Origin of the sequence: Kitasatospora sp. NPDC004723 (genome assembly GCF_040609255.1) — a bacterium.
Taxonomy (GTDB): domain Bacteria; phylum Actinomycetota; class Actinomycetes; order Streptomycetales; family Streptomycetaceae; genus Kitasatospora.
On sequence record NZ_JBEXJT010000014.1, the window covers coordinates 1 to 16,850 of the forward strand.

A 16,850-nucleotide genomic window follows, 5' to 3' on the forward strand; every position below is an offset into this window, starting at 1 on the left:
AACCAGCCCGCCCCGTACGACAGCCCGGACTACCTCGTCGGCGAGATGATCAACCTCGTCGGCAGCGGCCCGATCCGCAACATGTACAACCCCTCACTGGTCAGCAACAACCCCAACTGCTACTCGGCCTCGATCCCGAGCACCGAGGTGCACGCGGCCGCCGGCCCGCTCAACCACTGGTTCTACCTGCTCGCCGAGGGCTCCAACCCGGGCGGCGGCAAGCCCACCAGCCCCACCTGCAACAGCTCCAGCGTCACCGGCGTCGGCATCAAGGACGCCGGCCGGATCTTCTACGGCGGCATGCTGCTCAAGACCAGCGGCATGACCTACAAGCGCTACCGCACCACCACCCTGACCGCCGCCAAGAACCTCGACCCGAGCTGCAACCTGTTCAACCGCACCAAGGCCGCCTGGGACGCCGTCAGCGTCCCCGCCCAGACCGGCGACCCGACCTGCACCGGCCAGGTCAGCGACTTCTCCCTCGCGCTGAACCCGGGCTCCGGCCAGGTCCAGCCCGGCTCCTCGGCCACCGCGACGGTCGGCACCCAGGTGACCCAGGGCAGCGCCCAGAGCGTCAACCTGACCGCCTCCGGCGCCCCGAGCGGCGCGAGCGTCAGCTTCAGCCCGTCCTCGGTGCAGACCGGCGCCTCCGCCACGATGACCGTCTCCACCAGCGCGACCACCGCGCCGGGCAGCTACGTCATCACGGTCACCGCCACCGGCCAGGCCACCCACACCGCGCAGTACACGCTGACGGTCGGCGGCGGCAACCCCGGCGGCAGCGCGCCCGACATCAGCGTCACCAACGTCCAGGCGCACCTGGCCCAGCTCAACAGCATCGCCTCGCAGAACGGCGGCAACCGGCGCACCGGCACCAGCGGGTACAGCCAGTCGCTGGCCTACGTGAAGGCCAAGCTCCAGGCGGCCGGCTACCAGGTCAGCGAGCAGACCTGCGGCACCTGCAGCTACACCGCCAACAACCTGATCGCCGACTGGCCCGGCGGCCCGTCCGACCAGGTCACCATGTTCGGCGCGCACCTGGACGGCGTCAGCGCCGGCCCGGGCATCAACGACAACGGCTCCGGTTCGGCCGTCCTGCTGGAGAACGCGCTCGTCCTCGCCCAGCAGAACCCGACCCTGACCCGCCACGTGCGGTTCGCCTGGTGGACCGGCGAGGAGCAGGGCCTTCAGGGCTCGCAGTACTACGTGAGCCAGCTCAGCTCCGCCCAGCGCAGCGCCATCAAGGGCTACTACAACTTCGACATGGTCGGCTCGCCCAACGCCGGCTACTTCATCAACAACGTCAACTCCACCACCTCGGCGCCGATGAAGGCGTACTGGGACTCGCTGAACCTCCAGCCGGAGGAGAACGTCGAGGGCCAGGGCCGCTCGGACGACGCCTCGTTCCAGTCCGCCGGCATCCCGACCTCGGGCTACGCGGCGGGCGCCAGCGCCACCAAGACCTCGGCCCAGGCCGCGAAGTGGGGCGGCACGGCGGGCCGCGCGTACGACTCCTGCTACCACTCGTCGTGCGACACCACCAGCAACATCAACGCCACCGTGCTGGACCGCAGCGCCGACGGCGTCGCCTACACCCTCTGGAAGACCTCGGTCGGCGGCGGCCCGAACCCGGGCAACGACTTCTCGGTCTCGGTCAACCCCGCCACCGGCAACGTCAAGCCGGGCGCTTCCACCACCGCCACGGTGAGCACCCAGACCACCTCCGGCTCCGCCCAGACGGTGAACCTCGCCGTCTCCGGCGCGCCGGCCGGGGTGACCGCCTCGGTCAGCCCGTCCTCGGTGCAGTCCGGCGGCTCCGCGACGCTCAGCATCGCGGTCGGCTCGTCGGTCCCGAACGGGACGTACAACCTGACCGTGACCGGCACCGGTTCGGTCTCCCACACCAGCAGCTACTCGCTGGTGGTCACCTCCGACCCGGGCCCCGGTGGCGGCACCTGGACCCCGGGCACCACGTACCAGGCGGGTGACGTCGTCACCTGGAACGGCGTGAGCTACCGGTGCCTCCAGGGCCACACGGCCCAGGTGGGCTGGGAGCCCAACATCGTCCCGGCCCTCTGGCAGGCGATCTGAGCGGACCGGATCGTCTCCGGGACGGGATAAGGGCGGTGCCGCGGTTCGTCGAGGGGGACGGGCCGCGGCACCGCCGCACGTTCGGGCGGCGGTTCGGCGGGAGCGCGGCGGGAGCACGGCGGCTGACGTAGAGTCGGCGCGGGCCGTCCGTCGCCGACCGAGGAGAGCTGCTGTGACCACGACCGCGAACCCCGGCTCATCGCCCGCAGCGCCCATGCCCGAGCTGGCGCCGGCGGAGGTCGCCCGGTGGCGCGCCGAGGAGGCCGAGCTGATCGAGCTGCTGACCCGCACCCGGCAGCGGCTCGGCGGCGTCGCCGCGTTCCGGATCGGCCCGCGGCCCACCGTCCTGGTCACCGACCCCGAGGCCGTCCAGCACGTGCTCGGCCGGCACCCCGAGCGCTACGTCAAGCGCTCGCACCGCGCCCGGATGCTCGCCGGGGACGGCGTGCTCTCAGCGAGCGGCGACGCCTGGAAGCGCCAACGGCGCATGCTACAGGCCCAGTTCACCGGCCCAGGGATGCGCCGCTACGAGCAGCGGATCGCCGCCGCGGCCCGCCGCACCGCCGACCGCTGGGCCGGGTACGCGCAGAGCGGGGAGCGCGTCGACATCGGCGAGCAGATGCGCCACTTCGCCCTCGACACCATCTGGCGCGCGCTCACCGGCCACCCGCTGGACGCCGCCACCGAGCGCGAACTCGACCGCATCCCCGTCGTCGTCGCCGCCCTCCCCCAACTGCCCGACGGCGCACGGGCCCACGACGCCGTCGCCGGCGACCTGGCCCGGATCGACGCCGTCGCCCACGCCGCCGTCGACGCCGCCCGCCGCCGCGAGGACGGCCCCGACGGCCCCGGGGTGCTGCGCGACCTGCTCGACGCCGCCGAGCACCACCCCGAGTACACCGACCGGCTGATCCGCGACGAGCTCGTCACCCTGCTCGTCGCCGGCCACGAGACCACCGCCACCACCCTCACCTGGCTGTACCTGCTGCTCGACGCCCATCCCGACGCCCGGATGTGGGCCCTCGCCGCCGGCCCGGAGGGCTCGCCCGAGCGGCGCGAGGCGGTGCAGGCGCTGGTCAGCGAGACACTGCGGCTCTACCCGTCCGCGTGGATCCTCCCCCGGCACGCGCTCACCGACGACACCCTCGCCGGCCACCACGTCGAGGCCGGCACCGACCTGCTGGTCTGCCCCTACCTCACCCACCGCGACCCGGCCCTGTGGCCCGACCCCGAGCGCTTCGACCCCACCCGCTTCACTCCGGGCGGAACCCGCCCCGCCCACCTCGGCGCCTACTTCCCCTTCGGCCTGGGCGCCCGCGCCTGCCTGGGCACCCAGTTCGCCCTCCGCGAGTCCACCGCCCTGCTCGAACTCCTGCTCCCCGCCCACACGGTGGACTTCCGGAGCACCCCGGCGGGCGCCGTCTGGGGCATCACCGTCCGCCCCGACGGCCCGACCCCGGCGGTCCTGACGGCAGCCGCCGGCGGCTGAGCAGCACAGCAGGGACACCGACGGGGCCCTCGCCGGCGGCGGGGCTACGCCGGGCCGGCCGGGTGCCCGGGTTCGAGGACGAAGACCGGGATCACGCGGTCGGTCTTCTCCTGGTACTCGGCGTACGGCGGGTACGCGGCGACCGCGCGCCGCCACCACTCGTCCCGCTCGTCCCCGGTGATCTCACGGGCCGTCATGTCCCGGCGTTCCGGGCCGTCCTGGAGCTCCACCCCCGGGTTGGCCTTGACGCTGAAGTACCAGTCCGGGTGGCTCGGGAAGCCGCCCTTCGAGGCCACCGCCGCGTACCGCCCCCCGTGCTCCACGCGCATCACCGGGACCTTGTGGATCCTGCCGCTCTTCGCGCCGCGCATCGTGACGATGACGACCGGCAGGCCGGTGTCCCGCAGCGTCGTGCCCCGGGTTCCGCCCGAACTCTCGTACAGCTCGACCTGCTCGCGCACCCACTGCGCCGGACTCGGCTCGTACTCGCCCTCAAGCGGCATGACCTTCACTCCATCATCGTGAGCGGACTGCCTCAAGTGTGACGGCAAAGCGCCGGTGCCGCACCCGTTCCGGTGTCCGTGCAGGTCGCGGTGGTCACTGCAGCCAGCGGCGGCGACGTCGGGCGCCGCGTCCTGCTCGACGGCTGACGGACGGGCCCGACCGGTCGGTCGCTATGCTGCGGAGCATGGACATCGTGATCCCGCTCTTCGAGGGCTTCGAACCGCTCGACGCGATCGGACCCTACGAGATTCTCGCGCTCGTGCCCGGTGCCACCGTCCGTTTCGTCACCGCCGAACCCGGCCTGGTGCGGGACACGTTCGGCGCGCTGCCGGTGCAGGTCCCGACCGCGTACTCCGAGGTGGAGCGCTGCGACGTCCTGCTGATCCCGGGCGGGGGCGGCATCCGGCCCATGCTCGCCGATCCCGCCTTCCTCGACTGGGTGCGCCGGATCCACGCCGGCACCCGGTTCACCACCTCGGTCTGCACCGGTTCCGTGGTGCTGGGCGCGGCCGGTCTGCTGAAGGGCCTGACCGCGACCACGCACTGGGCGGCGACCGCCGAACTGGAGTCCCACGGCGCCGTCTACACCGCCGACCGGGTGGTCCGCCACGACCGGCTGATCACCGCGGCCGGGGTCTCCTCCGGCATCGACATGGCCGTCCGGCTGGCCGCCCTGCTCACGGACGAGGTCACCGCCCAGGCGATCCAGCTCTGCACCGAGTACGACCCGCAGCCCCCCTTCGACACCGGCTCGGTGGAGAAGGCCCCGGCCGAGGTGCTCGCCCGCGCGCAGGAACTCGGCTAGGCGCCGCCGGACCCGCTGTTGCGCCCCTACGGCGCGCAGCGGGAGCGCGCGCCCCGGGCGCACGCCCACACCTCTCCCGCCGAGGAGGCGTAACGCGGGCGGCGGGTGGAACAGTGGGAGACCGGGAGCGGCGGCCGCGTCACACGCGCCGCTCCCCCCGACCGCTGTCCCGCAAGCCCCACCGTTCGCACAAGGACGTGCCCATGAGCGACGACCCCGCCGGCCTCGCCGTCACCGACCAGATCAGGGCCGCGGGCGATCACGCCGAACGCCTGCTCATCGCCTCGGGACGCCCCGCCCCCGTCCGGACCACACCCGACCGCGCCGCGCCGTGGTTCCACGAGACCCGGGCGGTGATGCTCCGCGCCGAGGCGGACGGCACCCTGCGCCACTGCGACCACCTCGCCGCCCCGCAGCCGACCGCCATCCTGGCGGAGGCGGCGGACCGGCTGGTCTGCTGGGACTGCTACACCAGGGCGCAGGCCCTGCGCAGCTGCCACATCTGCGGCGGCCCGGCGGGGACGAAGTCGCTGTACGGCGGCGTCGAGGCGGTGATCCGCGGCCCGGCGGCCGTCTACTCGCGCGTCGTCTGCCGGTCCTGCGCCGAACCGGCGGGCCCCCGCGGCACCTTCGGCAACGGCGGCTGACCCGCGGGGACGAGCGCGCCCGGGGCGCCGGGAGGCTTCCTCCGAGCGCCCCCGTGCCCACCGGATCTCCCGTGGAACGGCGCTGACGTGCCGTCCGGGACGCGGCGCGGACCGGTCAGACCCGGTGGCGCGGGGTGAGCAGGCCGCTCTCGTAGCCGATGATCACCAGCTGGACCCGGTCCCGGGCGTCCAGCTTGTCCAGCAGATGACCCAGGTGCGTCTTCACCGTCGCCGCGGAGACGTGCAGTTCCTGCGCGATCTCCGCATTGGACCGCCCGGCGCCCACCAGTTGGAGCACCTGCCGCTCCCGGCCGGTCAGACCGTCCAGCGCGGGCGGCGGACCGGCCGGTTCGGTGGCCGGATGCCGGCAGAACTCCGAGATCAGCCGCCGGGTGACGCTCGGCGAGAGCAGGCTCTCCCCCGCGGCCACCACCCGGATCGCGTGCAGCAGGTCGGCCGGCGGGATGTCCTTGAGCAGGAAGCCGACGGCTCCGGCCCGCAACGCCGCGAAGACGTGCGCGTCCAGGTCGAACATGGTGAGCATCAGGACGCGCACGCCCGGGTGCCGCTCACAGATCGTCCGGGTGGCCTCGATGCCGTCCGTTCCGGGCATCCGCACGTCCATCAGCACCACGTCGGGCCGCTGCTCGGCGACCAGCGCGATCGCGGCGGCCCCGTCCGATGCCTCGCCGACCGCGGTCAGGCCGGGTTCGGCGTCGATCAGCATCCGGAAGCTGCCGCGCAGCAGCGCCTGGTCGTCCACCACCAGGACACGGACGGGCTCGGTCACACGGTCCTCCACACGATCGTCGTTCCACCCCGGCCGCGGGGCGATGGGCAGCGCAGCCGTCCGGCCGGTCCGGCGCGCTCCGGACCCGGGCGGTCCGGAGCGCCGGTCCTGGTCAGGGCTCCTGCCCCACCGGCACCAGGGCACGGTAGGGCAGGTCGGCCCGGACGGCGAAGCCGCCGCCGGCCAGCGGCCCGGCCTCGAAGCGTCCGCCGAACAGCTCCACCCGTTCCCGCATGCCGATCAGACCGTGGCCGTGGCCACTCCGGTGCCCGGCCGCCTCGTCGCTCCCGTGCCGGGCCGGGTGCCCGCCGCCGCGGCCGGAGCGCCGGGCACCGCGGACCGCGGCGGCGCCCTCGTCGGTCACCTCGATCCGCAGCTCCCGCCCGTCGGCGACCAGCTCGACCCGGCAGCGGGTCGGCCCGGCGTGCTTGAGCACGTTGGTCAGGGCCTCCTGCACCACCCGGTACGCCGAACTCTGCACACCCTGCGGCAGGTCGGCGGTTCCCTCGGTGCGCAGGTCGGCGGTGAGCCCGGCCGCGGTGGCACCGGCCACCAGCTCGGGAAGCGCGGCGAGCCCGGGCGCCGGCCGCAGTCCGTCCAGGCCGTCGGCCTCCGGTCCGGACTCGCCGGCCCGCAGGACGCTGAGCATCTGCCGCATCTCGCTCAGCGCCGAGCGGCTGGAGGTCTCGATCACCCGCAGCGCGTCGCCCGCCCCCTCCGGGTGGGTGGCCAGGAGGTGATTGGCCACCCCGGCCTTCACCGCGATCACCCCCACGTGGTGCGCCACGATGTCGTGCAACTCCCGGGCGATCCGCAGCCGTTCCTCCGCCACGGCCTCCACGGCAACCCGCCGGGCCGATCGGGCGGCGTGCGCGCGCCGTTCGCGGACCGCACGGCCCAGCACCCAGGCCATCCCGGCCACGGCCAGGCCCGCCAGGTGGAGCACGAAGTCCTGCCCACCACCGCTCGGAACGCCCGAGACCAGGAGCAGCAGCAGCACACCGCCGCTCACCGCGCCGATCGCGGGGGTGGGCACCCGCCGGACCGGACTGGTGACGGCCACCTGGTAGAGCGCGAAGGCCACCCCGAGGAACGGCTCCCGGACGGTACCGGCCGCCGAGGCCACCACCGAGGCAGCCGTGACCACGGCGCAGACCGCCGCCGGGCGGGCCCGGCGCAGGACCAGCGGCAGTCCCATCGCGGCCGCGAGGGCGAGCCGGACCGACCATCCGCCGTGGGAACTCCACGCCGGCCCCGGCAGGGCCAGGAAGAGCGCCGTCAGCGCCACCGCCACCAGGCCGTCGGCGGTCGCCAACTCGCCTCGGCTCAGCGGGCGGACAGCGCCGTCGCGGTACAGCGTCCGCCAGGGAGGGGGGAGTCGGGCCATGCGCCCACCGTATCCGCCCGAACGGGCCTGCGCCTCGGCCCCGGGAATGACCGACCGTGGTAGGAGACGGCGGCGGTGGAGCCCGCCGTCTCCGCCTCCCGGTGGAGGCCGTGACTCGGAGCGCCGGCCGATGTGCCGCGGCACCGCCGCACGGCAGCCTGCCGTCGTGATCGAACTACGGCAACTGACCAAGCGCTATCGCGACACCGTCGCGATCGACGGGCTCACCTTCACGGTCCGGCCCGGCCGCGTGACCGGCTTCCTGGGCCCGAACGGGGCCGGCAAGTCCACCACCATGCGGATGATGCTCGGCCTGGAGCGCCCCGACGAGGGCGACGTCCGCTACCACGGGAAGGCCTACCACGAGCTGTACGAGCCCCTGCGGCACGTCGGCGCGCTGCTGGAGGCCAAGGCGCTGCAGAACAGCCGCACCGCGTACAACCACCTGTTGTGGCTCGCCCGGACCAACCGGATCGGCCGCGCCCGGGTCCACGAGGTGCTCGCCATGGTGGGCCTGGAGTCCGTCTCCTCCCGGCGGACCGGCGGCTTCTCGCTCGGCATGGGCCAGCGGCTGGGCATCGCCGCGGCCCTGCTCGGCGACCCGGAGGTGCTGCTGCTGGACGAACCGGTCAACGGCCTCGACCCGGAGGGCGTGCGCTGGATCCGCACGCTGCTCCAGGGGCTGGCCGGCGAGGGCCGCACGGTCCTGGTGTCCAGTCACCTGATGAGCGAGATGGCGATCACCGCCGAGCACCTGGTGGTGATCGGGCGCGGCAGGCTGCTCGCCGACACCAGCACGGACGACTTCATCGCCGACAACTGCCGGCCCCGGGTCCTGGTCCGCACCTCGGAGCCGGACCGGCTGCTGGGCGTCCTGGACCACGCCGGGCTGACGGCCTGCCAGGAGGAGCCCGGCACCGTGGTCGTCGACGGCACCGGAACGGAGCAGGTGGGTCGGATCGCGGCCGAGGCCGGGCTCGTCCTCGGGGAGCTGGCCACCCGGACGGCCTCGCTGGAGGACGCCTTCCTCCGGCTCACCGGCGACGCCGCCGAGTACCGGAGCGAAGCCTTCACGGGAGGGAACCGTCATGTCCTCTAACGCGGCGACGGCCGTGGTCCAGGCCGAACTCACCAAGATCAGGACGGTCCGGTCGACGGTCGTCCCCCTGCTCATCACCCCGGTCGTCAGCATCGGGATCGGCATCCTGAACGGCGCCTCGGCCCGCTCGGCGATCGACAGCGGCAACGACCCGCTCCTCGCCGACTTCGATCCGGTGGAGGCCGGATTCGTCGGCATCGAGATGGGCCAGCTGGCGATGATCTCCTTCGCGGTCCTGCTGGTCTGCACCGAGTACGGCAGCGGCATGATCCGCACCTCGCTGGCCGCGGTGCCCCACCGCGGCCTCTTCTACCTCTCCAAGATCGTCGCCGCCGCCGCGGTGGCCCTGCTGGTGGCCGTGCCGACCGCACTCCTCTCCTTCTTCGCCGCCCAGGCGGCGCTGGGCCCGCACGGCATCGGGCTGAGCCACCCCGGGGCGCTGCGCGCCGTGCTCGGGGCCTGCCTCTACCTGACCCTGATGTGCCTGTTCGCGCTGGGCCTCGCGATGATGCTGCGCAGTACGGCGCTGGCGCTCTCGCTGTCGTTCACGTTCGTCTTCGTGCTCTCTCCGGTGGCCAGCGTCATCCCGGCGCTGCGCACGGTGGCCCGCTATCTGCCCGAACACGCCGGCGCCCAGGCCATGAAGGGCGATCCGGCCCTCAGCCCGGTGACGGCCCTGCTGGTCGTCGCCGCCTGGGCGGCGGCGGCCCTGCTGGCCGGCCATCTCACGCTGCGCAGCCGCGACACCTGACCCACGGCCGCCGACGCGGCAGGCCGCTCCCACCCTCCGGTGGAAGCGGCCTGCGGCCTCGCGCGGGCGGTTGCACCGAGCACGAGCAGTTGCTCGCCGCCGTCCGCGCCTGCGCGCTCACCGCCCTGGCGAACGGCTGGGGGAACGGCGGAGCGGACCGCCCGCCCCCCAGGGTTCTGGGATGGGCAGCGACGCTCCCGGCCACCAGAATTGGCGTAGACCACTGGACCCCCACCGCCGGGCCCCCGCGGCGTCCGGCCGACCGGAGGCACGCATGCTGCGAAGACTCACCTGGCTCCTCGCCCTACCGACCCTCGTCCTCGCCCTGGTGACGGGGGTGGCGGTGGGCCCGGCCAACGCCGCCTACGAGCACGAGTTCCTCACCGGCTACGGCCAACTGGTACCACTGCCCGCCCCCGTGACCCCACCCCAGCAGTGCACCACCCGCCAGCTGCACCTGAACCCCGGCACCTACGCCTGGACCCTCAGCACCCCGGGCGGCTACGCCCCCAGCGAGGACATCCAGGTCCAGGACGGCGACTACACCTGGAGCATCTGCGTGTTCCCGCGCGCCACCATGTGGGGCGCGTTCACCCGTCTCAGCAAGGTGGGCGGCGGAGCGTACTGGGAGCGCCAGACCTCGTTCGACATCTCCCGTACGTACACCTACTACTGGGAGTCCATGCTCTACAACTGGGGGCCGCTCAAGTGAAGTCGCGCGCGATCACCCGCATCCTCGCCCTGCCGGCCCTCGCGCTGGGCCTGCTGGCCGGCCCGGCGGTCGTCCCCGCCAACGCCGTCACCGAGCACGAGTTCATCACCGACTTCGGGCAGGTGGGACCGCTGCCCGCCCCGGTGACCCCGCCCCAGAAGTGCACCTACCGGCGGCTGCACCTGGACGCCGGAACGTACTCCTGGACCCTCAACAGCCCGGGCGGCAGCGCGCCCGGCGAGGACATCCGGGTGAACGACGGCGACTACGACTGGTCGCTCTGCGTCTACCCGCTCTCGCTGGTCTACCAGATCGACACCAAGCTCCAGCCCGTCGGGCAGAGCGGCTACTACGTCAAGATGAACACCTTCTCGACGTCCTTCGTGCACACCGCCACCTGGGGCTCCGCCCTCTACCGCTGGGGTCCGCTCTAGCCTGCCGCGACGCGGCGCCGCCGCCGCGTCGCGGACGCCCCCCGCCCGGGACGGACGGGGGGCGTCGGCGTACGGCGACCGGCCGTCAGTCCTGGTCGGTCGACGGTTCGCCGGTCGGTGCGGTGGACTTGCCGCCCGACGGCGCCTTGGACCTGCCGCCGTTCGGCGTCGCGGCCCGGCCGCCGGACGGGGCACCGGAGGGCGCACCGGACGCGGCACCGGTCGGCGAGCCCGTGGCGCCCGGGGTGGCGCCCGGGTCCGGCCTGGGCGCCGGGTCGGGGATGTCCGCCATCGGCATCGACTGCTTGGGCGCGCCCCGCAGCGCCTGGTTCATGGCGTCGCGCCAGATCGGGCCGGGCCCGTCCGCGCCGAACACCTCGGTGTGGTACTTGCCGTTGATGGTGATGTTGCGCATCTCCACACCCCCGGCGGGGCCGCCGAGCCAGACCGAGGTGGCGAGCTGCGGGGTGTAGCCGCTGAACCAGGCGGCCTTCTTGTGGTCGGAGGTGCCGGTCTTGCCGGCGATCTGCCGGTCGCCCTCCAGACTGAGCGCCGAACCGGTGCCGCCGCTCTCGGTCACCCCGTTCAGGATGGTGTTCAGCACCCGGGCGGTGTTCTCCGAGAAGGCCCGGTCGCAGCGCGCGGGCGGGACGTTGACGTCCGTGCCGCCGACGGTGGTGATCTTGTTGACGGCGACCGGGGCGCAGTACTTGCCACCGGCGGCGAAGGTCGCGTAGACGTTCGCCATGGTCAGCGGGCTCACCTCCTCGACGCCCAGGGCCATCGCGGGGACCTCGTCCAGCGCCTTTCCGCTGGCCCGGGAGGTGATGCCGAGCTTGTTGGCCATCTGCTTGACCGCGCAGAGGCCGATCTCCTCCTCCATCTGCACGAAGTAGGTGTTGACCGAGAGGGCCATCGCCTGCTTCAGCTGGTACGGCCCCTTCTCGCTCGCGGACTCGTTGGGCACCGCCACCTTGGGCTTGCCGGTGTTCTTCCAGGTGCCGTCGCAGGTCTTCATCGTCGGGTAGTCCATCTTGTTCGGCGAGGAGTACTCCTGGGTCGACGACAGCCCCGCCTCCATGGCCGCGGCCGCGACCACCGGCTTGAAGGTGGAGCCCGGCTGGAAGCCGTTGCCGCCGCCCATCGCCGCGTCCACGTTGAGGTTGACGACGGTCTGGTTCTTGGCCGGCTCCAGGCCGTACGGGCGGGTCTGGGCCATCGCCAGGATCTTGCCGGTGCCCGGTTCGACCATGGTGGCGGCGGCCGAGACGCTGTCGGTGACCCGGACGTTGGAGCTCACCGCGTTCTGGGCGGCGGCCTGCTTCTCCGGGTCGAGGGTGGTGTAGATGTTCAGACCGCCCTGGTCCCAGAACTTCTTGCGCTCGGCCGCGGTGGCGCCGAACACCGGGTCCTGCTTGACCACGTGCCGGATGTAGTCGCAGAAGAAGCCCATGCCCGCCTGGGCGGTGATGCAGCCCCGCTGCGGGTCCTTGTACTTCAGGCCCAGCGGGGCGGCCTTGGCCTCCTTGGCCTGCTCCTCCGTGATGTGCTTGTTCTCCAGCATCTTGTCGATCACGGTGTTGCGGCGGTTCAGCGCGGCCTGCGGGTGCGCCTTCGGGTCGTACTGCGAGGGGTTCTGCACCAGGCCGGCCAGGGTGGCGGCCTCGGCGACGGTGAGGTCCTTGTCGGACTTGCTGAAGTAGCGCTGGGAGGCGGCCTCCACGCCGTAGGCGCCGTTCCCGTAGTACGTGATGTTGAGGTAGTTGGTGAGGATCTGCTCCTTGGTCAGGTCCTCCTCCAGCTTGATCGAGACCTTCAGCTCCTGGATCTTGCGGCCCAGGGTCTTGCGCATCGCCTCCCGGACGGCGTCCTGGTCGTCGCCCGCCTTCTCGATGTTGACGTTCTTCACGTACTGCTGGGTCAGCGTCGAGGCACCCTCGGAGGCGGTGCCGCTCTCCGCGTTCTTGCTGATCGCGCGCAGCACGCCCTTGAGGTCGACGGCGCCGTGCTCGTAGAAGCGGGCGTCCTCGATGTCGACCTGCGCCTGCCGCATGTACGGCGACATCTGCTCGGCGGCGATGACGGTGCGGTCGCGCTCGTAGACCTTGGCGATCAGCCCGCCCTTGGCGTCGAAGACCTGGGTCGCCTGGGTGAGCGGCGGGGTCTTGAAGTCGTCCGGGATGTCGTCGAACCCCTCGGCCGTGCTCTTGGCGGTCAGCCCGAGCGCGCCGGCGGCGGGCAGGGCCATGCCCGCGAGCAGCACACCGGACACCACGCTGACGCCCAGGAACGTCGCGCTGTGGCGGACGTACCGGAGCGGCGACTTCCGGGAAGGTCCGGTTGCTTCGCCGTCGGCCCGGTCCTCGGTCGGGAGAAGATTCGATTCCATACTTCCTGGATGTCGTGGAGGTTGCGAATCGTTGCACGCATACGCGAATTTCCGCTCCGGTTCGGGCAGGAACAGCCCAAAAGGGCACATCCGGGCCGCTTCCGGCTGCCCCGGCCCCCGGTTCGGGCCGACGGGCCGGCGGCCCCGCGCCGCGCTCCGCCGGTCCGATCCTGTTTGCTGTCCCTGTCCGACCCGCTCGCCCGCACCTTCACCCCCGCCCGGAGCCACCCGCCATGACCGCACCCTCGCCCACTGCCGCCGGCCCGCTGTTCGCCGCCGTCGACATCGGCGGCACCAAGATCGCCGGGGCGCTCGTCGACTCCGCCGGAACGCTCGCCGACCGCGTCCGACTTCCCACCCCGGCACAGGAGTCGGGCAGCAAGGTGCTGGCCGTGGTGCACCGGGTGCTGGACCACCTGGCGGCCGCACCGCGCTGGGCCGGGGTCACCGCCGTCGGCATCGGCAGCGCCGGACCGGTGGACCTCGCCCGCGGCACGGTCAGCCCGGTCAACATCCCCGGCTGGCGGGAGTTCCCGCTCACCGCCGAGGTCGCCGCCCATCCCGCCGTCGGCGCCCGCCCGGTGTCGCTGGCCGGCGACGGGGTGGCGATGGCCGCCGCCGAGCACTGGCGCGGCGCGGCCCGCGGCGCCGACAACGCGCTGTGCCTGGTGGTCTCCACCGGGGTCGGCGCGGGCCTGGTGCTGGACGGGGCCGTGCGCCCCGGCCCCAGCGGCAACGCCGGCCACCTCGGCCACATCACCGTCGACCTGGACGGCGAACCGTGCCCGTGCGGCTCACGCGGCTGCCTGGAAGGCATCGCCGGCGGCACCGCGATCGCCCGCCGGGCCCTGGCCGGGGGCTGGCGGCCCACCGGGGACGACCGCTCGGCGCGCGCGGTGGCCGAGGACGCGCTGGCCGGGCACCCGGTGGCGCTGGCCGCCTTCGACCGGGCCGCCAGGGCACTGGCCGCCGGGATCGCCGCCACCGCCGCCCTGGTCGACCTGCGGCGGGTGGTGATCGGCGGCGGGGTGGCGACGGCCGGCCCGGTCCTGTTCGAGCCGCTCGCCCGCCATCTGGACCGCTACGCCGCGCTGCCCTACGTCCGCGGGCTGGACGTGCGCCGCGCCAGACTCGGCACCGACGCCGGACTGATCGGCGCTGCCGCGCTCTGCCGCTGACCGGCCCGGGCACCCCGGTCCGGCCGGCCGGTGGCCGACGGCACCTGATCCACGTCCGAATTCCCCGCCACTGCCGCCGGGTTCAGCCTCCGACGGCTCCGCCCCCAGTGCGCCCCCAGGTCCGCCCCGTCCCCGTCCCCGTTCCCGCCCTCGCGCTCGTGCTCGCCCTCGCGCTCGCCCTCGTTCGCCGCCCGCACAACCAAGCAGGATCCTGCCCCAGCAGGATCCTGCCGCTCATCGATCGGGGTCGCGGCGGGGGTCAGCGGACGCGACGCCCGTCCGGAATCACCGGAACGCCCCTGGTGAGGGCAGCGGGGTTCGACGGGCGCCGACGGGCCGGGTGGTGCCCGGAGGACGCCGCGGACAACGACCCACGGGGCGCGGCGAACGCCACCCGGGGCGGTACCACCGGAGCCGCGTCGTCGGCGAGGAACCCGGAGAGGAACCGTCGCTCCGACGGGCTGAGCGTGCGGGAGCGGCCGGAGACCGCATCCCTGGCGACCACGACCGTCCGCGCCCGCATGAACGTGTTCGCGTCACGACACACCTTGACCACCACGTGCGCGGAACTGCGCCCCAGTCGGGCGACCGTCAGCCGCACCAGCAACGGTTCCGGCCGGTGGTACAGCTGCTCCAGATAATCGATCTCGTGCCGGGCGATCAGGAATCCGGACGGGAATAGGGATTCCCGGACGGCGACCGGGTGGTGGCAGCACAGGTCGTAAATTCCCTCCTGAACGTAGGAGACCAGCCGGGCGTTGTTGATGTGCCCGTTCTCGTCGACGTCGCTCCACCGGGTGGGACAGACCACCACGTGTGCGTCGACGTCCACCAGGGGTGCGTCGACGTCCACCGCCTGGGTGGCTGCCGCGTTCACCGCTGCTCTGCCGTGGAACCGGTGAGCAGCAGCGCCCGGCGCAACCGCGCGTAGTAGACGGCGTGTTCGGACGCCATCCGGGCCGCGGTCCAGCCTTCCTCGGCCGCTTCGGCGGCGGCTTCGACGACCAGGCTGTCGAGCACGCCGTCGACCGCCCGGCACAGATCGGCCACCGCCGAGAGGCGGTTGGCGACCTCGGCCCCGCCCGCGGCGTGGCGGGCCGGGAAGGCCGCGAGCGATTCCAGTGCGAGCCGCAGCTCGTCCACGGTCTCCGACCGTGATTCCGAAACGAAATTGCGCACAGTTCTCTCCCTGAATGGGTAGGGCATTTCTGGATGGTGCGGACCCGCTGAGCGGGCTCGGTTTCCCCCGGCGCCATGGACGCTATCCCAGCCCGGGGCGCTACCGGGAGGTATACGGAACCAGAGCGGAAACTGACCACTATTGGAGTAGTTTGGCGTTGCATAAAATCAGCCGCATCCTCCGAATGCCAGCCCGGCCGGTCCCGTCCCCCGCCCCTCCCGCCGCCCCTCCCCCCGGTCCTGCCACCGACCCACCGGGTCATCGCCCGATCCCCCAACTGGTCCACCAGCGCGCCTTGTAGAGGTGCGTGCCGGGCAGACTGCGGCTGCCGTCGGGGCGGTGCAGGGTCAGCACCGAGGTGCACCAGGTGCAGGGGCCGGCGTGGTCCGGGGCGGTGGTGAGCAGCCGCCCGGTGCCGGGTTCGTCGCCCACGCTCTTGATGTCCCGCTCGGCCTCCTCGCCGCCCAGCCGGATCCGGGTGAAGCGGTCCGCCGTCGGGTCGAAGCGCCACAGGTGCTCCCCGGTGCTCACCCAGAGCCGGCCGGGCTCGGCGAGCACCGGCGACAGGTCGTGGCCGCCCGGCTCGGGCAGCGGCACCGCGCGTTCGACGCCGAGCAGCGGCGCGGCCGCGGTACCGCCCACCCGCAGTGCGGTGAGGGTGTCGTCGCCGAGTGCCCAGAGCAGCCCGGCGCGCCCGTCCCAGTGCACCCCGTGCGCGCCCGGCAGCCGGTACTCGGCGTGCGCGGTGGTGCGCGGGCCGAGGGAGGCGGCGTACAGCCGCACCCAGCCGCCGGTGGAGGCGGCGACGGCGACGTTGCCGTCGGGGAGGAGTTCGGCGCTGTGCGGGTTGGCGTGCTCTCCGGTGTCCGTGGCCCACGCGGTGGCGCCGGTCGCGGTGTCGACGACGGCGGCCAGCCCGCCGGAGGCGGTGACCAGCAGGTACCGGCGGCCGTCCCGCACCCGGCTCTTGGCCTCGTCCGGCGCCCCCCAGCTGCGGTGCGGGTCGAGGTCGTCGAGGTCGCCGGCGGTGTCCGCGGACCACGACCAGACCACCGGCTGCCGGTCCGGGCCGCGGTAGGCCATCAGCTCGTCCGCGCTCTGCACCACCAGCACCCGCCGCGAGGCCTGGTCCACCACGGCCACCGCCCACCCCGGCCGCACCCCGGCGGCCGTCGCCGGCACCGCGCCGGCGCCCACGGCCAGGGCCGCCAGGCCGGCCGTCGTCCGCCACAGCCGTGCCCGCTTCGACACCGCCGGCACCTCCCGTCGTCCGTCCCCCGCAACCACCGTGCGGTGCGGGCCCGCCGGCCGCCAGCGCGCGGCATCCGACCGGCGTAAGCCCCCCGCTTGTCGTACCCGGCTGGTTAGATCGGAAGCTGCGGGCACGGCGAGAG

The 16,850-nt window shown here is 73.5% G+C and carries 16 protein-coding genes; 9 read left to right on the forward strand and 7 right to left on the reverse strand.

What is annotated here, in order from left to right:
* Together ABZW10_RS16445 and ABZW10_RS16450 are read left to right on the forward strand one after the other, a co-directional pair.
* Positions 1-2,091, forward strand: a 2,091-nt coding sequence (locus tag ABZW10_RS16445; protein WP_355365271.1) for a M28 family peptidase, incomplete at its 5' end; no start/stop codon positions are given.
* A gap of 214 nt (positions 2,092-2,305) precedes the next feature.
* Positions 2,306-3,580 carry a cytochrome P450 gene (locus ABZW10_RS16450; RefSeq protein WP_355365643.1) on the forward strand — a complete coding sequence of 425 codons (1,275 nt, stop codon included), beginning with the start codon at positions 2,306-2,308 and terminating at the stop codon, positions 3,578-3,580.
* Between the two features lie 44 nt (positions 3,581-3,624).
* Here ABZW10_RS16450 and ABZW10_RS16455 read toward each other — a convergent pair whose 3' ends face one another.
* Positions 3,625-4,083 carry a nitroreductase family deazaflavin-dependent oxidoreductase gene (locus tag ABZW10_RS16455; protein WP_355365274.1) on the reverse strand — a complete coding sequence of 153 codons (459 nt, stop codon included), beginning with the start codon at positions 4,081-4,083 and terminating at the stop codon, positions 3,625-3,627.
* 185 nt (positions 4,084-4,268) lie between these two features.
* Between ABZW10_RS16455 and ABZW10_RS16460 the strand changes: the two genes are divergently transcribed.
* Together ABZW10_RS16460 and ABZW10_RS16465 are read left to right on the forward strand one after the other, a co-directional pair.
* Positions 4,269-4,889: a DJ-1/PfpI family protein gene (locus ABZW10_RS16460; RefSeq protein WP_355365277.1), complete on the forward strand. Its 621-nt coding sequence runs from the start codon at positions 4,269-4,271 to the stop codon at positions 4,887-4,889.
* A gap of 203 nt (positions 4,890-5,092) precedes the next feature.
* Complete coding sequence (locus tag ABZW10_RS16465; RefSeq protein ID WP_355365280.1) at positions 5,093-5,536, forward strand: hypothetical protein; 444 nt, start codon at positions 5,093-5,095, stop codon at positions 5,534-5,536.
* Positions 5,537-5,651: 115 nt separating this feature from the next.
* On the opposite strand, the gene ABZW10_RS16470 is transcribed toward ABZW10_RS16465, so the two are convergent.
* Together ABZW10_RS16470 and ABZW10_RS16475 are read right to left on the reverse strand one after the other, a co-directional pair.
* Positions 5,652-6,326: a response regulator transcription factor gene (locus ABZW10_RS16470; protein WP_355365283.1), complete on the reverse strand. Its 675-nt coding sequence runs from the start codon at positions 6,324-6,326 to the stop codon at positions 5,652-5,654.
* Positions 6,327-6,438: 112 nt separating this feature from the next.
* Positions 6,439-7,713: a histidine kinase gene (locus ABZW10_RS16475; RefSeq protein ID WP_355365286.1), complete on the reverse strand. Its 1,275-nt coding sequence runs from the start codon at positions 7,711-7,713 to the stop codon at positions 6,439-6,441.
* Between the two features lie 166 nt (positions 7,714-7,879).
* On the opposite strand from ABZW10_RS16475, the gene ABZW10_RS16480 reads away from it, so the two are divergent.
* From ABZW10_RS16480 to ABZW10_RS16495, 4 genes are all read left to right on the forward strand, one after another.
* The gene (locus ABZW10_RS16480; RefSeq protein WP_355365289.1) at positions 7,880-8,812 is read left to right on the forward strand and encodes an ATP-binding cassette domain-containing protein; all 933 of its coding nucleotides are present in this window, start codon (positions 7,880-7,882) and stop codon (positions 8,810-8,812) included.
* Entirely contained in the window at positions 8,802-9,563 is a 762-nt protein-coding gene (locus ABZW10_RS16485) for an ABC transporter permease (protein ID WP_355365292.1), read from the forward strand. Before ABZW10_RS16480 ends, ABZW10_RS16485 begins: the two co-directional genes overlap by 11 nt.
* A gap of 274 nt (positions 9,564-9,837) precedes the next feature.
* Complete coding sequence (locus ABZW10_RS16490) at positions 9,838-10,275, forward strand: hypothetical protein (RefSeq protein ID WP_355365295.1); 438 nt, start codon at positions 9,838-9,840, stop codon at positions 10,273-10,275.
* Positions 10,272-10,709 carry a hypothetical protein gene (locus tag ABZW10_RS16495; RefSeq protein WP_355365298.1) on the forward strand — a complete coding sequence of 146 codons (438 nt, stop codon included), beginning with the start codon at positions 10,272-10,274 and terminating at the stop codon, positions 10,707-10,709. Before ABZW10_RS16490 ends, ABZW10_RS16495 begins: the two co-directional genes overlap by 4 nt.
* A gap of 85 nt (positions 10,710-10,794) precedes the next feature.
* Here ABZW10_RS16495 and ABZW10_RS16500 read toward each other — a convergent pair whose 3' ends face one another.
* Complete coding sequence (locus tag ABZW10_RS16500) at positions 10,795-13,098, reverse strand: transglycosylase domain-containing protein (RefSeq protein WP_355365301.1); 2,304 nt, start codon at positions 13,096-13,098, stop codon at positions 10,795-10,797.
* A 233-nt stretch (positions 13,099-13,331) separates the two neighbouring features.
* On the opposite strand from ABZW10_RS16500, the gene ABZW10_RS16505 reads away from it, so the two are divergent.
* Positions 13,332-14,276, forward strand: coding sequence for an ROK family protein (locus ABZW10_RS16505; RefSeq protein ID WP_355365304.1), 945 nt, complete (start codon positions 13,332-13,334; stop codon positions 14,274-14,276).
* A gap of 259 nt (positions 14,277-14,535) precedes the next feature.
* Here ABZW10_RS16505 and ABZW10_RS16510 read toward each other — a convergent pair whose 3' ends face one another.
* The 3 genes from ABZW10_RS16510 to ABZW10_RS16520 all read right to left on the reverse strand — a co-directional run bounded on the left by ABZW10_RS16510 (position 14,536) and on the right by ABZW10_RS16520 (position 16,707).
* On the reverse strand, positions 14,536-15,153 hold the full coding sequence (locus ABZW10_RS16510; RefSeq protein WP_355365307.1) for a thioesterase family protein: 618 nt from the start codon (positions 15,151-15,153) through the stop codon (positions 14,536-14,538).
* Positions 15,150-15,455 carry a hypothetical protein gene (locus tag ABZW10_RS16515; RefSeq protein ID WP_355365310.1) on the reverse strand — a complete coding sequence of 102 codons (306 nt, stop codon included), beginning with the start codon at positions 15,453-15,455 and terminating at the stop codon, positions 15,150-15,152. Before ABZW10_RS16515 ends, ABZW10_RS16510 begins: the two co-directional genes overlap by 4 nt.
* Before the next feature lie 259 nt (positions 15,456-15,714).
* A complete protein-coding gene (locus ABZW10_RS16520) occupies positions 15,715-16,707 on the reverse strand; it encodes a DUF6528 family protein (protein WP_355365313.1) in 993 nt (330 codons plus the stop codon).
* Positions 16,708-16,850 lie beyond the last annotated feature (143 nt).

Coding starts and splice junctions, on each gene's coding strand:
- ABZW10_RS16450 (WP_355365643.1), top strand. CDS start 2,306: ATGCCCGAGCTGGCGCCGGCGGAGGTCGCCCGGTGGCGCGCCGAGGAG.
- ABZW10_RS16455 (WP_355365274.1), bottom strand. CDS start 4,083: ATGCCGCTTGAGGGCGAGTACGAGCCGAGTCCGGCGCAGTGGGTGCGC.
- ABZW10_RS16460 (WP_355365277.1), top strand. CDS start 4,269: ATGGACATCGTGATCCCGCTCTTCGAGGGCTTCGAACCGCTCGACGCG.
- ABZW10_RS16465 (WP_355365280.1), top strand. CDS start 5,093: ATGAGCGACGACCCCGCCGGCCTCGCCGTCACCGACCAGATCAGGGCC.
- ABZW10_RS16475 (WP_355365286.1), bottom strand. CDS start 7,713: ATGGCCCGACTCCCCCCTCCCTGGCGGACGCTGTACCGCGACGGCGCT.
- ABZW10_RS16485 (WP_355365292.1), top strand. CDS start 8,802: ATGTCCTCTAACGCGGCGACGGCCGTGGTCCAGGCCGAACTCACCAAG.
- ABZW10_RS16490 (WP_355365295.1), top strand. CDS start 9,838: ATGCTGCGAAGACTCACCTGGCTCCTCGCCCTACCGACCCTCGTCCTC.
- ABZW10_RS16500 (WP_355365301.1), bottom strand. CDS start 13,098: ATGGAATCGAATCTTCTCCCGACCGAGGACCGGGCCGACGGCGAAGCA.
- ABZW10_RS16505 (WP_355365304.1), top strand. CDS start 13,332: ATGACCGCACCCTCGCCCACTGCCGCCGGCCCGCTGTTCGCCGCCGTC.